At 67.0% G+C, this 14,032-nt stretch carries 10 protein-coding genes and 1 tRNA gene; 8 read left to right on the top strand and 3 right to left on the bottom strand.

What is annotated here, in order from left to right:
• Positions 1–5: 5 nt before the first annotated feature.
• Positions 6–380: a heat shock protein HspQ gene (gene hspQ, locus CA237_RS11680; protein ID WP_066687522.1), complete on the bottom strand. Its 375-nt coding sequence runs from the start codon at positions 378–380 to the stop codon at positions 6–8.
• Between the two features lie 132 nt (positions 381–512).
• Between hspQ and CA237_RS11675 the strand changes: the two genes are divergently transcribed.
• Positions 513–602 (top strand) — tRNA-Ser (locus tag CA237_RS11675).
• 89 nt (positions 603–691) lie between these two features.
• Positions 692–1,147, top strand: a complete 456-nt coding sequence (locus CA237_RS11670) for a TrmH family RNA methyltransferase (RefSeq protein ID WP_066687521.1) — start codon at positions 692–694, stop codon at positions 1,145–1,147.
• 15 nt (positions 1,148–1,162) lie between these two features.
• On the opposite strand, the gene CA237_RS11665 is transcribed toward CA237_RS11670, so the two are convergent.
• A complete protein-coding gene (locus tag CA237_RS11665) occupies positions 1,163–2,017 on the bottom strand; it encodes a fumarylacetoacetate hydrolase family protein (protein WP_126014159.1) in 855 nt (284 codons plus the stop codon).
• Positions 2,018–2,175: 158 nt separating this feature from the next.
• Between CA237_RS11665 and CA237_RS11660 the strand changes: the two genes are divergently transcribed.
• From CA237_RS11660 to glgX, 6 genes are all read left to right on the top strand, one after another.
• Positions 2,176–3,138: an alpha/beta hydrolase gene (locus tag CA237_RS11660; RefSeq protein WP_066687518.1), complete on the top strand. Its 963-nt coding sequence runs from the start codon at positions 2,176–2,178 to the stop codon at positions 3,136–3,138.
• 105 nt (positions 3,139–3,243) lie between these two features.
• Positions 3,244–5,673 carry a glycogen/starch/alpha-glucan phosphorylase gene (locus tag CA237_RS11655; RefSeq protein ID WP_126014157.1) on the top strand — a complete coding sequence of 810 codons (2,430 nt, stop codon included), beginning with the start codon at positions 3,244–3,246 and terminating at the stop codon, positions 5,671–5,673.
• Entirely contained in the window at positions 5,670–7,820 is a 2,151-nt protein-coding gene (gene glgB / locus CA237_RS11650) for a 1,4-alpha-glucan branching protein GlgB (RefSeq protein ID WP_066687516.1), read from the top strand. Before CA237_RS11655 ends, glgB begins: the two co-directional genes overlap by 4 nt.
• Before the next feature lie 18 nt (positions 7,821–7,838).
• Positions 7,839–9,098 (top strand): glucose-1-phosphate adenylyltransferase, encoded by a 1,260-nt coding sequence (glgC, locus tag CA237_RS11645; RefSeq protein WP_084401214.1) that lies wholly within the window; start codon positions 7,839–7,841, stop codon positions 9,096–9,098.
• A gap of 151 nt (positions 9,099–9,249) precedes the next feature.
• Positions 9,250–10,665: a glycogen synthase GlgA gene (gene glgA, locus CA237_RS11640; protein WP_066687513.1), complete on the top strand. Its 1,416-nt coding sequence runs from the start codon at positions 9,250–9,252 to the stop codon at positions 10,663–10,665.
• Positions 10,662–12,431 carry a glycogen debranching protein GlgX gene (gene glgX, locus CA237_RS11635; RefSeq protein ID WP_066687511.1) on the top strand — a complete coding sequence of 590 codons (1,770 nt, stop codon included), beginning with the start codon at positions 10,662–10,664 and terminating at the stop codon, positions 12,429–12,431. Before glgA ends, glgX begins: the two co-directional genes overlap by 4 nt.
• Here glgX and CA237_RS11630 read toward each other — a convergent pair.
• Positions 12,418–13,917, bottom strand: a complete 1,500-nt coding sequence (locus CA237_RS11630) for an MFS transporter (RefSeq protein ID WP_066687509.1) — start codon at positions 13,915–13,917, stop codon at positions 12,418–12,420. The genes glgX and CA237_RS11630 overlap by 14 nt on opposite strands.
• Positions 13,918–14,032 lie beyond the last annotated feature (115 nt).

Here is a 14,032-nt window from a genome sequence, read left to right as displayed (position 1 = left end):
GCCGATCAGTGCTTGTGCTCGCGGCGCAGGCGGTAGCGCCCGTCGGCATAGTCATCGAACAGCCCCCGGATCGCGGGATGATCGACCGGCTCCTCGCTGTCGTCGACGATCAGGTTCTGCTGGCTGACATAAGCGACATAGCTCGCCTCGGCATTTTCGGCGAGCAAGTGGTAGAAGGGCTGGTCCTTGCGCGGGCGTGCGTCGACGGGAATCGATTCATACCATTCCTCGCTGTTCGCGAAGACCGGGTCGATGTCGAACACGACCCCGCGAAAATCGAACAGCCGGTGGCGCACGACCTCCCCGATCGAAAAACGGGCATGGGCGATCGGCGGGACGGGCGTGCCAAGGTCGAGAAGCGGGGCGGAAGAAGCCTTCATGCGAAATAATCTAGGGTCGATGCGCGATTGCAGCAAGGATGCGCTTGCACATCCCGATTCCATGGGCTAACGGACCGCCCTCGCTGACCAACGTGCCGCGTCAAACACGGCATATGAGCGGAAAACCTCTGCGGAGAGGTGGCAGAGTGGTCGATTGTACCGCACTCGAAATGCGGCGTGCCTTTACGGGTACCGAGGGTTCGAATCCCTCCCTCTCCGCCACTTACCCACCAAATTGAACGATAGAATGGCCCGCCTTCGAGCGGCCACTATCGCTTGCGCCACGCGTCGGCACGCGCCAAGCAGCGCCGATGCGTATCGCGCTTTATGAACCCGAAATCGCGGGCAATGTCGGGGCCGTCATGCGGCTGGGGGCCTGTCTGGGCGTGGCGGTCGACCTGATCGAGCCGCTGGGCTTCGCCTGGGACGACCGTCGGGTGCGGCGCACGGCGATGGACTATATCGACCATGTGTCGGTAACGCGCCATGCCGGCTTCGCAGCCTTCCAAGGCGCCCGCGCCGGCAGCCGGCTGGTGCTGTTCACGACCAAGGCGACGCAGTCCGCCTACGACTTCCGGTTCGCGGCGGACGACGTGCTGCTGTTCGGCAAGGAGAGCGCGGGCGTACCGCACGGCGTAGCCGACAGCTGCGACGTCGCCCTTCGCCTGCCGATCAGGGCAGAGGTGCGCTCGATGAACCTTGCCACCGCCGCGGCACTGGCGCTGGGCGAAGCCCTGCGTCAGACGGGCGCCCTGCCCGCAGGATAAGGGCGCCCCGGAGCGTCAGCCGAGAACGGCGTCACCGAGGTGCCGCCATTCGACGACCTGCTGGGTCTGTTCGCCCAGCCCCGCGATGCCGAGCGTCATTTTGTCGCCGGCTTTCAGATAGATCGACTGCGGCTTCTTCCCTTCGCCCACGCCCGGCGGCGTGCCGGTGATCATCAGGTCGCCGGGATAGAGCGTGATAAATTCGCTGACATAGGCGATCAGCTCCGCGACATCGAAGATCATCGTGCGGGTATTGCCGGTCTGCATCCGCGCGCCGTTCACGTCGAGGAACATGTCGAGGTTCTGCGGGTCGGCGATCTCGTCGGGGGTCACCAGCCACGGGCCGACCGGACAGAAGCTGTCATGCCCCTTGCCCTTCGACCATTGCGACCCGCGCTGCTTCTGGTTGAAGCGTTCCGACACGTCGTTCGCGATGGTGAAGCCTGCGACATGGGTCAACGCCTCTTCCTTGGCGACATAGCGCGCGGTCTTGCCGATCACGACGGCCAGTTCGACTTCCCAGTCGCTATGGGTCGACCCCTTGGGCAGCATCACCTCGTCATTCGGACCGGTCAGCGCCGACAGCGGCTTCATGAACATCATCGGTTCCGTCGGCACCGGCAGGTTCGATTCGGCCGCATGATCCGCATAGTTCAGGCCGATCGCCACGATCTTTCCGATCCCCTTCACCGGCACGCCATAGCGCGGCTCGCCCTCGACCACCGGCAGCGCCGCGATGTCGACCGACAGGTCGCGGATCGTATCGAAGGTAATGTCGTCGATCACGCCCGACAGGTCGCGGATGCGGCCATCGGCGTCGACGATGCCCGGCTTTTCCGCGCCCCGGTTGCCATAGCGACAGAATTTCATGCGACGTCTCCCAAGCATTGCGGCGACCGCCCGGGCGCCGGTTCGTCCCTTCCCCTCGCGATGTGCCCCGGATACGTCAAGCGGAGACGGCGCCCGCTCGACGTTCCGGTGTCGGCCCGGCATGCTGGACACGACATGAAGAGGGACAAGCGACCGCGATGACGACCGGACCGGGTAGCGTGCTAGGCCGCCGCGCCGTGATCGGCGGTGGCATCGCGACAGGCATTGCCGCGACCCTTCCCGCCAGCGCGGCGCAGCCCGCCCGCTTCCGCCAGATCTGGCCCAGCGGACCGCCGGGCAGCGCGGCGGTCCATGCCGTCGAGCAGGAAGTCCCCCGCTCGGCGACCGGGCCGGTGGACGACACCGCCTTCGTCCATGTACGCACGCCGGGTCTACTACACGCCGTCCCGACGCGCCCCAACGGCGCGGCGATACTGCTGATCCCGGGCGGCGGCTATCGCCGGGTCGCGATCGGTCATGACGGCCGCAACATGCTGCGCTTCTTCGCCGAGCGTGGCTATCATGCGTATCTGCTGAAATACCGGCTGCCGGCCGATGGCTGGGCGGCGGGACCGGACGCACCGTTGCAGGACGCGCAGCGGGCGCTGCGGATCGTGCGGGCGGAGGCGGCGGCGAACGGCGTCGACCGCGATCGCATCGGAGTGCTGGGATCGTCGGCGGGCGGGCATTTGGCGGCGATGCTCGCCTATCGCGGCGACGCGACCTATCGGCCGACCGACGCGATCGATGCCCAGCCTCTGGGCGTGCGGATCGCCGCGTTGCTCTATCCGGTGGCCCTGATGGGCGTGCCCGGCACCCATCGCGCGTCGCAGGACGAACTCGTCGGACGCAGCGCCAGCCCGGAACAGGCCGCCCGCTATCGCAGCGACGCACGCATCACCGCCGCCAGCCCGCCGACCTTCCTCACCCATGCGATCGACGACCGCATCGTCGCGGTCGACAATGCGCTGGCGCTACTGGGCGCGCTGCGCCGGGCAAGGGTGGCGACGGAAGCGTATCTGCCCGAACTGGGCGGGCATGGCTTCGGCGTGCTGCGCGACGGGCAGCCGGCGCCGTGGACCGCGCTGTTCCTCGAATGGGCGAAACGACACGGTTTGTAAGCTTTTGCCTGTAACCGGAACGACGCGGATCGCGCATACGTATTGCGCGTGACAAGCGTCCGGCATTCGATACTGTCGTGCGCGCCCCTTCGTCGAGGAACCTGCGTGACCCAGCCTGCTTTAGCCGCCGTTGCCCCGACCACGCCCCCGCTCGCCGAGGCGATCCTCGACACGCTGATCCACCGGATCGGCAAGGACGCACAGGCTGCACTACCGCACGACTGGCTGGCGGCGACGATCCTGACGGTGCGCAACGACATCATCGAACGCTGGATGGCGTCGAGCAAGCAGGCCCATGCCGCGGGTGCCAAGCGGGTCTATTATCTCAGCCTCGAATTCCTGATCGGCCGACTGCTGCGCGATGCGATGGCGAACCTGTCGCGGACCGACGAGGTGCGCGAGGCGCTGGCCTCGCTGGGCGTGAACCTCGCCGACCTGGAGGGGGAGGAACCCGATGCGGCGCTCGGCAATGGCGGTCTCGGCCGGCTGGCGGCATGCTTCATGGAAAGCCTCGCGAGCCTCGACCTGCCCGCTTATGGGTACGGCATCCGCTATGTGAACGGGATGTTCCGCCAGCGGATAGACAATGGCTGGCAGGTGGAACTGCCGGAGACGTGGCTGCGCCATGGCAATCCGTGGGAGTTCGAACGGCGCGAGAGCAATTACCGCATCGGGTTCGGCGGCGAGGTCGTCGGTGACGAGAATGGCGACATCCACTGGATGCCGGGCGAGAGCGTAGAGGCAGTGGCGGTCGATACGCCGGTGATCGGCTGGCGGGGCGCGCGGGTCAACACGCTGCGGCTGTGGACCGCGCGGGCCCGCGATCCGATCCGGCTCGACCGGTTCAACGCCGGCGACCACGAAGGCGCGCTGGCCGCATCGGTCCGCGCCGACACGCTGGTGCGCGTGCTCTATCCCGCCGATTCGACCCCGGCGGGACAGGAATTGCGGCTGCGGCAGGAATATTTCTTCTCCTCCGCCTCGATCCAAGACATCGTCCGCCGCCACGTCCAGTATTTCGGCGATATCCGCACCCTGCCCGACAAGGCGGCGATCCAGCTGAACGACACCCATCCGGCGGTGTCGGTCGCCGAACTGATGCGCATCCTGGTCGACGACCATGCGCTCGATTTCGACGGCGCGTGGGAGATTACCAGGGCAACGTTCGGCTATACCAACCACACGCTGCTCCCCGAAGCGCTGGAAAGCTGGCCGTTGCCGCTGTTCGAACGGCTGCTGCCGCGCCACATGCAGCTGGTCTACGCGATCAATGCAAAGATCCTGCGCGAGGCCCGGGCCCAGGGGCAGGACGACGGTGCCATCGCCGCGATCAGCCTGATCGACGAAGGCGGCGAGCGGCGGGTGCGCATGGCGAACCTCGCCTTCGCCGGCAGCCACAGCGTCAACGGTGTCGCCGCACTCCACACCGACCTGATGAAGCAGACGGTGTTCGCCGACCTGCACCGGCTCTATCCCGACCGGATCAACAACAAGACCAACGGCATCACCCCGCGCCGCTGGCTGTTCGAAAGCAATCCGGGGCTGACGTCGCTGATCCGCGAGGCGATCGGCGATGCCTTCCTCGACGATGCGACGAAGCTCGCCGACCTCAAACCCTTTGCCGCCGACGCGGCGTTCCGCGAGAAGTTCGAAGCGGTAAAGCGCGCCAACAAGGTACGCCTGTCGCAGCATCTGCGCGAGGTGATGGGCGTCCGGCTGGACCCCGATGCGATGTTCGACGTGCAGGTGAAGCGCATCCATGAATATAAGCGCCAGCTGCTCAACATCCTCGAAACGGTGGCGCTCTACGACCAGATCCGCAGCAATCCGGACAAGGACTGGACGCCGCGCGTCAAGTTGTTCGCTGGCAAGGCGGCGTCGAGCTATCACAACGCCAAGCTCATCATCAAACTGGCCAACGACGTCGCGCGGCGGATCAATGCCGACCCGGCGGTGCGCGGGCTGCTGCGCGTCGCGTTCGTGCCGAACTATAATGTCTCGCTCGCCGAACTCATCATGCCCGCCGCCGACCTGTCCGAACAGATCAGCACCGCCGGCATGGAGGCATCGGGCACCGGCAACATGAAGCTGGCGCTGAACGGCGCGCTGACCATCGGCACCCTGGACGGCGCCAATGTCGAAATCCGCGATCATGTCGGCGCCGACGACATCGTGATCTTCGGCCTGACCGCCGAAGAAGTCGCCGAAAAGCGCGCCGCCGGCTATAACCCGCGCGAGGCGATCGCCGCGTCGCGCGAGCTGCAACAGGCGCTCTCCGCGATCAAGGGCGGCGTGTTCAGCCATGACGATCCCGGCCGCTATGCGGGGCTGATCGACGGGCTGGAGAATAGCGACTGGTTCCTGTGCTGCGCTGATTTCGACAGCTATGCGCAGGCGCAGCGGCAGGTCGATGCCCGCTGGACCGATCGTGCCGGCTGGAACGCCAGTGCGATCCGCAATGTCGGCGGGGTCGGATGGTTCTCGTCCGACCGCACCATCGGCGAATATGCGCGCGACATCTGGAAGGTGATGTGACCCCCGGCGACGACGCCATCGCCGCGCTGCTCGGCGGGCGTCACGCCGATCCCTTTTCGCTGCTCGGCCCCCATGCCGGGCCGGCGGGGACGTTCGTGCGCGCCTGGCTGCCCGGCGCGCAGAAGGTGCTGGTGCACGACCTGTCGGGCAAGGTGCTGGGCGAGCTGAAACCCGTCGGCGACGGTATCGTCGAAGGGACGATGGACGCCCCGCCCCAGCCGCTATGGTATTATGCGCGCGGCGGCGGCGGCGAATGGTGGGTGAAGGACCCGTACAGCTTCGGCCCCGTCCTCGGCCCGACCGACGATTTCCTGCTGGCGGAGGGCACGCATCTGCGCCTCCACGACAAACTGGGCGCGCATCCGATCCGGCACGAAGGGGCCGACGGCATGCACTTCGCGGTCTGGGCGCCCAATGCGCAGGTCGTCAGCGTCGTCGGCGACTGGAACATGTGGGACGCGAAACGCCACCCGATGCGGCGGCGGAGCGACGTCGGCGTGTGGGAAATCTTTCTGCCCGATATCAATGCCGGACAGGCTTACAAGTTCGCGATCATCGGCCCGGACGGCGAACGCCTGCCGCTGAAGGCCGACCCGTTCGCCTTCGAAAGCGAGCTGCGCCCCGCGACTGCTTCGCGCACCGCCGCCCCGCTTGATCATGACTGGCGTGATAAGGCGCATCGCGACCATTGGGCGTCGGTCGATCCGCGCCGCGTGCCGATTTCGATCTACGAAGTCCATGCCGGCAGCTGGCGGCGGGGTGACGATGGCTGGTTCCTGCCTTGGGACCAGCTGGCCGACCGGTTGATCCCCTATGTCGTCGACTTAGGGTTCACCCATATCGAATTCCTGCCGATCAGCGAGCATCCCTACGACCCGTCCTGGGGATACCAGACGACCGGCCTCTACGCCCCGTCCGCGCGGTTCGGTGATCCGGCAGGGTTCGCGCGCTTCGTCGATGGCGCGCACAAGGCGGGGGTCGGCGTGCTGCTCGACTGGGTACCGGCGCATTTCCCGACCGACGCGCACGGCCTGGCGCGTTTCGACGGCACCGCGCTGTACGAACATGAAGACCCGCGCCTCGGCTTCCACCCCGACTGGAACACGGCCATCTATAATTTCGGCCGCCGTGAAGTCTTCCAGTTCCTGGTGAACAACGCGCTGTTCTGGGCCGAGCGCTATCATGTCGACGGGCTGCGCGTCGATGCGGTCGCATCGATGCTGTACCGCGACTATTCGCGAAAAGACGGCGAATGGATTCCCAACGACGCGGGCGGGCGCGAGAATTGGGAAGCGGTCGAGTTCCTGCGCGCCGCCAACCGCGCCGTCTATCGCGAGCATCCCGGCTTCTTCACCATAGCCGAGGAATCGACCTCATGGCCCGGCGTGTCGAAACCCGCGCATGAAGGAGGGCTCGGCTTCGGATTCAAATGGAACATGGGCTTCATGCACGACACGCTGTCGTACATGGCGCGCGAGCCGGTGCATCGTTCGCACCATCATGACGAGATCACCTTCGGGCTGACCTATGCCTTCAGCGAGAATTTTGTCCTGCCCTTGAGCCACGATGAAGTGGTCCATGGCAAGGGTTCGCTGCTGACCAAGATGTCCGGCGACGACTGGCAGAAATTCGCCAATCTGCGCGCCTATTATGCGTTGATGTGGGGCTATCCTGGCAAGAAGCTGCTGTTCATGGGGCAGGAATTTGCCCAGCGCCGCGAATGGTCGGAGGAGCGCGCGCTCGATTGGGAGCTGATGGACGCGCCTGCGCATAAAGGGGTCGCCGCGCTGGTCCGCGACCTGAACCGGCTCTATCGCGACACGCCCGCGCTGCATGCGAGCGATTGCGAGGGCGAGGGGTTCCACTGGGCGGTGGTCGACGATGCCGCCAATTCGGTCTTCGCATGGGAACGTCGCGCGCCGGGCGAGCCGCCGGTGCTGGTCGTCAGCAACCTGACCCCGGTGGTCCGCGAAGGATACCGCGTGCCGGTGTCGGCCGACGGCGCCTGGCGCGAAGTGCTGAACAGCGACGCCGCCGTCTATGGCGGCAGCGGCATCGGCAATCTGGGCGAGGTCACCGCCAGCGACGGTGCGGTCGTGCTGACGCTGCCGCCGCTGGCGACGATGTGGTTCGAATTTACAGCATAATACGGGGGAGAGTGCTGCGTGGAAAGGCGAGGACAACCATTGGCACGCGATGCCATGGCCTATGTATTGGCGGGCGGCCGGGGCAGCCGCCTGTTCGAAATGACCGACACCCGCGCCAAGCCGGCGGTCTATTTCGGCGGCAAGAGCCGGATTATCGATTTTGCGCTGTCGAACGCGATCAATTCGGGCATTCGCCGCATCGGGGTGGCGACGCAGTACAAGGCGCACAGCCTGATCCGCCACCTGCAGCGCGGCTGGAACTTCCTGCGCCCCGAACGCAACGAAAGCTTCGACATCCTGCCTGCCAGCCAGCGGATCAGCGAGTTTCAATGGTATGAAGGCACCGCCGATGCGGTGTTCCAGAATATCGACATCATCCAGAGCTACGGTCCGGAATATATGGTCATCCTTGCCGGGGACCATATCTACAAGATGGACTATGAGCTCATGCTCCAGCAGCATGTCGACACCGGCGCCGACGTGACCGTCGCCTGCATGGAGGTACCGAAGGCCGAGGCGGTCGGGTTCGGCGTGATGCATGTCGATGCGACCGACCGCATCATCGATTTCGTCGAAAAGCCCGCCGATCCGCCCACTTTGCCCGGCGATCCCGACCGCTCGCTCGCCAGCCTCGGCATCTATGTCTTCCGCACCGCCTTGCTGTTCGAGCAGCTGCGCCGCGATGCCGATACCGCAGGGTCGAGCCGCGATTTCGGCAAGGACCTGATCCCCTGGCTGGTCGAGCACGGCCATGCGCAGGCGCACCGCTTCTCCTCGTCCTGCGTACGCAGCCCGGAGGAACCGCGTGCCTATTGGCGCGACGTCGGCACGGTCGATGCCTACTGGGAAGCGAATATCGACCTGACCGACGTCGTGCCGCAGCTCGACCTGTACGACCGCAGCTGGCCGCTCTGGACCTATTCGGAGATCACGCCTCCCGCGAAGTTCGTCCACGACCTCGACGGACGTCGGGGCAGCGCAGTGTCGAGCTTGGTCGCGGGCGACTGCATCGTGTCGGGATCGACCGTGCATCGCAGCCTGCTCAGCACCGGGGTGCGGGCGCACAGCTATAGCAGCATCGATGAATCGGTGATCCTGCCGATGACCCGGATCGGGCGGAATGCTCGGCTGACGCGCTGCGTGGTCGATGCGGGGGTGACCATTCCCGATGGGCTGGTCGTGGGCGAGGACCCGTTGCTCGACGGCCACCGCTTCCGCCGGACCGATCGCGGCATTTGCCTGATTACCCAGCCGATGATCGACCGGCTGGGCGCGTGATGGCGACTCGTCAGGTCCTCCCCGGCACGGGGAGGGGGACCGTCCGCAGGACGGTGGAGGGGGGCGTCGTCGTCCACTCCGCGTGGTGGAGGGGGAACGCCCCCTCCACCATGCTCAGCATGGTCCTCCTCCCCGTGCCGCGGAGGACCTGATGCACGTCCTGTCCGTCGCCTCCGAAGCCTATCCCCTCGTCAAGACCGGCGGCCTCGCCGATGTCGTCGGCGCCCTCTCCGCCGCCCTAGCCCCGCACGGAATCGAGACGACGACGCTCCTGCCCGGCTACCCGTCGGTCGTGAAATCGCTCGGCCGCGCCAAGGCCATCCGCCGCTGGGACGACCTGCTCGGCACGCCCGCACGCCTGCTCGGCGGCAGGATCGACGGCCACCCGCTGCTGGTGCTCGACGCCCCCGACCTGTTCGCGCGCGACGGCGGACCCTACGCTGATGCGACCGGCCGCGATTGGGACGACAACTGGCGGCGCTTCGCCGCGCTCGGGCGGGCGGCGGCCGATCTGGCCGGGCAGTTCGATTTGGTCCACGCCCACGACTGGCAGGGCGCGATGGCGCCGGCCTATCTGCGCTATGACGGCGCGCAGGTGCCGAGCGTCCTGACGATCCACAACATCGCCTTTCAGGGCCGCTACGATGCCGCCGTGTTCGCCGGCCTTGGCCTGCCCGAAACGGCCTACGCGCTCGATGGCGTCGAATATTATGGCGGGGTCGGGCTGCTGAAGGCCGGCCTTGCCTCGGCCGATGCGATCACCACCGTGTCGCCCAGCTATGCCGAGGAAATCCGGCACGGCGAATTCGGCATGGGGCTGGAGGGCCTGATCGAGGCACGTCGCGACCGGGTGTCGGGCATCGTCAACGGCATCGACCCGGCGGTCTGGTCTCCGGAAACCGATGCGGCCCTGCCCGCCCGCTATACGGCCCGCACCCTGTCCCGCCGCCGGACCAACAAGCGCGCGGTCGAACAGGCGTTCGGCCTGGACGGGGATGACGGCCCGATCTTCGTCGTCGTCAGCCGCCTGACATGGCAGAAAGGCATGGACGTGCTGGCCGGGCAACTCGACGCCATGGTCGCGATGGGCGGGCGGCTGGCGCTGCTCGGGTCGGGGGACGCCGCGCTCGAACAGGCATTCAGGGCAGCGAGCAACCGCCATCCCGGCCGGATCGGCGTGCGGATCGGCTATGACGAAGCGCTCTCGCACCTGTTGCAGGGCGGCGGCGATGCGATCCTGATCCCGTCGCGCTTCGAACCCTGCGGTCTGACCCAGCTCTATGGCCTCGCTTATGGCTGCGTGCCGGTGGTCGCCCGGACCGGCGGCCTTGCCGATACGGTAATCGACGCGAACGAGGCTGCGGTCGCAGCCGGCGTGGCCACGGGCATCCAGTTCGCCGCAGTCACCCCTGACGGCCTGTCGCAGGCGCTGCGCCGTACGATGGCGCTCTACGCCCAGCCCGATCCCTGGTCGACAATGCAGAAGCAAGGGATGCGCGCCGACTTTTCGTGGACGCGGAGCGGCGCACGCTATGCCGAATTGTACCGGAGCCTGGTGGCGGCATGATCCCCGGCGCCAGCGCGATCCCCGGCGGCACCCGCTTCGCCGTCCGCGCGCGCGACGCCGCGGCGGTCTGGCTGTGCCTGTTCGATGGTGATGCCGAGCGCCGGCTGGCCATGGCCCGGGAAGGCGACTGGTTCGTCGCGGACGTGCCGGGCATCGGCCCCGGACAGCGTTACGGCTATCGTGCGGAAGGCGATTGGGCGCCCGATACCGGCCGCTGGTTCGATCCGGCGAAGCTGCTGGTCGACCCCTATGCCATCGAGCTGGACCGCCGGTTCCGCTATCATCCGATCCTGCCGGTATATGGCGAGGACACGGCGGCTATCGTCCCGTGCGCGATCGTTCCTGCGCTCTCCGACCCGGCGCCTGTCGAACGCCCGCGGATCGATCCGGCGCGCCCGATCTACGAATTGAACGTCCGCGCCTTCACCATCCAGCATCCCGACATTCCGGAGGCGCAGCGCGGCACCATCGCCGCCCTCGCCCACCCGGCCGTCATCGCACATCTCCGCAAGATCGGTGTGGGCACCGTCGAACTAATGCCGATCGTCGCGTGGATCGACGAACGCCATCTGCCGCCGCTCGGCCTGCGCAACGCATGGGGCTATAATCCGGTCGTCCCGATGGCGATCGATCCCGGCCTTGCGCCGGGCGGCGTCGCGGAACTGCGCGATACGGTCGCCACGCTGCGCGAAGCGGGGATCGGCGTGATCCTCGACCTGGTGTTCAACCATAGCGGGGAGAGCGACCGCGACGGCCCGATCCTGTCCCTGCGCGGACTGGACAATCTATCCTACGCCCATGCGCCCGACGGCAGCCTCATCAACGATACCGGCACCGGCAATACGCTAGATGCAGGCGATGCGGGGGTGCGCGACCTGATCCTCGCCTCGCTGCGCCACTTCGCCGCGCTGGGCGTCGATGGCTTTCGCTTCGACCTCGCCACCGTCATCGCCCGCTCGCCGGGGTTCGACCGCCACGCCCCGATCTTCGCCGCGATCGCCGCCGATCCGTTGCTGAACCACAAGGTGATGATCGCCGAACCGTGGGACATCGGCCCCGGCGGCTATCAGCTCGGCAATTTCCCGTCCGACTGGCTCGAGTGGAACGACCGGTACCGCGACGATGTCCGCCGCTTCTGGCGGGGCGACGGCAGCGTCGGGCTGCTGGCGACGCGGCTGATGGGATCGGCGGACGTGTTCGGTCCGGTGACGCGCAGCGTGAACTTCCTCGCCGCGCATGACGGCTTCACCCTCGCCGACCTTGTATCGCATGTCGACCGCCACAATCACGCCAATGGCGAGGATAATCGCGACGGGCACGGCGAGAACCTCTCCTGGAACCACGGCGTCGAAGGGCCGTCCGAAGACCCCACCGTCACAGCCGCCCGCACCGCCGACCTGCGCGCGCTGCTCGCTACGCTGTTCGCCACGCGCGGCTATATCCAGCTGACCGCCGGCGACGAATTCGGCCGGACACAACGCGGCAACAACAACGCCTATGCGCAGGACAATGCGATCACCTGGATCGACTGGACCGCGCGCGACGTCGCGCTGGAGGAGCATGTCGCCACGCTCGCCGCATGGCGTCGCGACCGTCCGGCGGTGTTCGATACCGACGTACCGGAACAGGCGACCTGGCTCACGCTGGACGGCCAGCCGATGACGGCGGAGCGGTGGGAGGCACCCGACTGCCCCGGCTTCGCGCTGCATTTGCCGGGCGCGACGATCCGGATCGATCGCGCGGCCCGAAGCGTCACGCTGCGCTAGGCTCGCGCACCCGCAGCATCGCCACTGCCGCCAGTGCCATCACCGCCGCCGCGACCAGCATGGTATAGGCCGGCTGGGTCGGGAACCACGTCTTGATCACGCCACCCATGACGGTCGCGACGATCAGCTGCGGCAGGACGATGAAGAAATTGAAGATGCCCATATACACGCCCAGTTTGCGCTGCGGCAGTGCGTTGGCGAGCAGCACATAGGGCATGGTCAGCACCGACGCCCAGACGATACCGATCCCGACCATCGGCACGATCATGCCCAGCCGGTCATGGGTCAGGTATATCCCGATATAGGCCGCCGCACCGACAGCCAAGCACAGCATATGCGTCCGCCCCGCCCCGATCCGGCGCGCCAGCAGCGGCAGTGCGAACGCCGCGACCGCAGCCACGCCCGAATAGATTGCGAACAGAACGCCGACCCAGCTGCCCGCCTGATTATAGCCGTCCGACGCCGGATCGACCGTACCCCACACCTGCTGCGCGATCACCGGGGTGGTGTAGACCCACATGATGATAAGCGCGCCCCAGGTGAAGAACTGCACCAGCGCCAGCCGCCGCATCGTGTCGGGCATGGTCGCCAGGTCGCCGATGATGTGGCTGAGCACATTGTCGCCGCGTCCGGCGCGGACCAGCGCCGCCGATACCAGCTGCGCAACACCGTACAGCGCGATGCCCGCCGCGACGAAATAAGCTTCGCGTCCGCTTTCCAGCGCACCGGCCGCCTCCGCCCACGCGATCAGCCCCGCGACCACCGCGCCGCCGACGATCCAGAGCGCCCCGCGCGTCGGCACGACCATCGGCGCGGCATCGTCGGCCTCCGCCGTCTCCTCGCCGAACGCCGCCATCTCCGCCGGGCTGTATTCGCGGACGGTCAGCACGGTCCACAGCACCGCGATCAGCAGCATGACGCCGCCGAAGTAAAAGCCATAGCGCACCGCATCGGGCACCTGTCCGGCCGGGGCGGTGTTGCTGACGCCGAACACATTTTCCAGCACATAGGGTGCGATGCTGGCGACGACCGCGCCCGCGCCGATGAACCAGGTCTGGAACGCATAACCCGCCGGTCGCTGCTTGGGTGCCAGCATGTCGCCGACGAACGCGCGAAACGGCTCCATCGACACGTTCAGCGACGCATCGAGGATCCATAGCGTGATCGCCGCCGCCAATATGCTTGGCGAATTGGGCATGAAGAACAGCGCGCAGGTGCACAGGATCGCACCGACGAGGAAATAGGGTCGCCGGCGCCCCAGCCGTCCCCAGGTCCGGTCGGAATAATGGCCGATCAGCGGCTGGACCAGCAGCCCGGTCAGCGGCGCGGCGATCCACATCAGCCCCAGCTGATCGATCGGCGTTCCCAGCGACTGGAAGATGCGGCTGGCATTCGCATTTTGCAGCGCGAAGCCGATCTGGATGCCGAAGAAACCGAACGAGATGTTCCAGAGCTGGGCGAAGCCGAGCGTCGGGCGGGTCTGCATATTCTCAAGCTCCTCCCCGCTCCGCGGGGAGGGGGACCATGCGTTAGCATGGTGGAGGGGGGTGTCCGTCTCCACCACGGTTGCGTTGCGGGGCTACCCCCTCCACCGTCCTGTG

This window comes from Sphingomonas sp. ABOLH (assembly GCF_003951715.1).
GTDB lineage: Bacteria > Pseudomonadota > Alphaproteobacteria > Sphingomonadales > Sphingomonadaceae > Sphingomonas > Sphingomonas hankookensis_A.
This window is presented reverse-complemented; position numbering and strand designations above follow the sequence as displayed.

Excerpts from the sequence above, each read along its gene's own strand:
- hspQ (WP_066687522.1), bottom strand. The coding sequence starts at position 380 with ATGAAGGCTTCTTCCGCCCCGCTTCTCGACCTTGGCACGCCCGTCCCG.
- CA237_RS11670 (WP_066687521.1), top strand. The coding sequence starts at position 692 with ATGCGTATCGCGCTTTATGAACCCGAAATCGCGGGCAATGTCGGGGCC.
- CA237_RS11665 (WP_126014159.1), bottom strand. The coding sequence starts at position 2,017 with ATGAAATTCTGTCGCTATGGCAACCGGGGCGCGGAAAAGCCGGGCATC.
- CA237_RS11660 (WP_066687518.1), top strand. The coding sequence starts at position 2,176 with ATGACGACCGGACCGGGTAGCGTGCTAGGCCGCCGCGCCGTGATCGGC.
- glgA (WP_066687513.1), top strand. The coding sequence starts at position 9,250 with ATGCACGTCCTGTCCGTCGCCTCCGAAGCCTATCCCCTCGTCAAGACC.
- glgX (WP_066687511.1), top strand. The coding sequence starts at position 10,662 with ATGATCCCCGGCGCCAGCGCGATCCCCGGCGGCACCCGCTTCGCCGTC.
- CA237_RS11630 (WP_066687509.1), bottom strand. The coding sequence starts at position 13,917 with ATGCAGACCCGCCCGACGCTCGGCTTCGCCCAGCTCTGGAACATCTCG.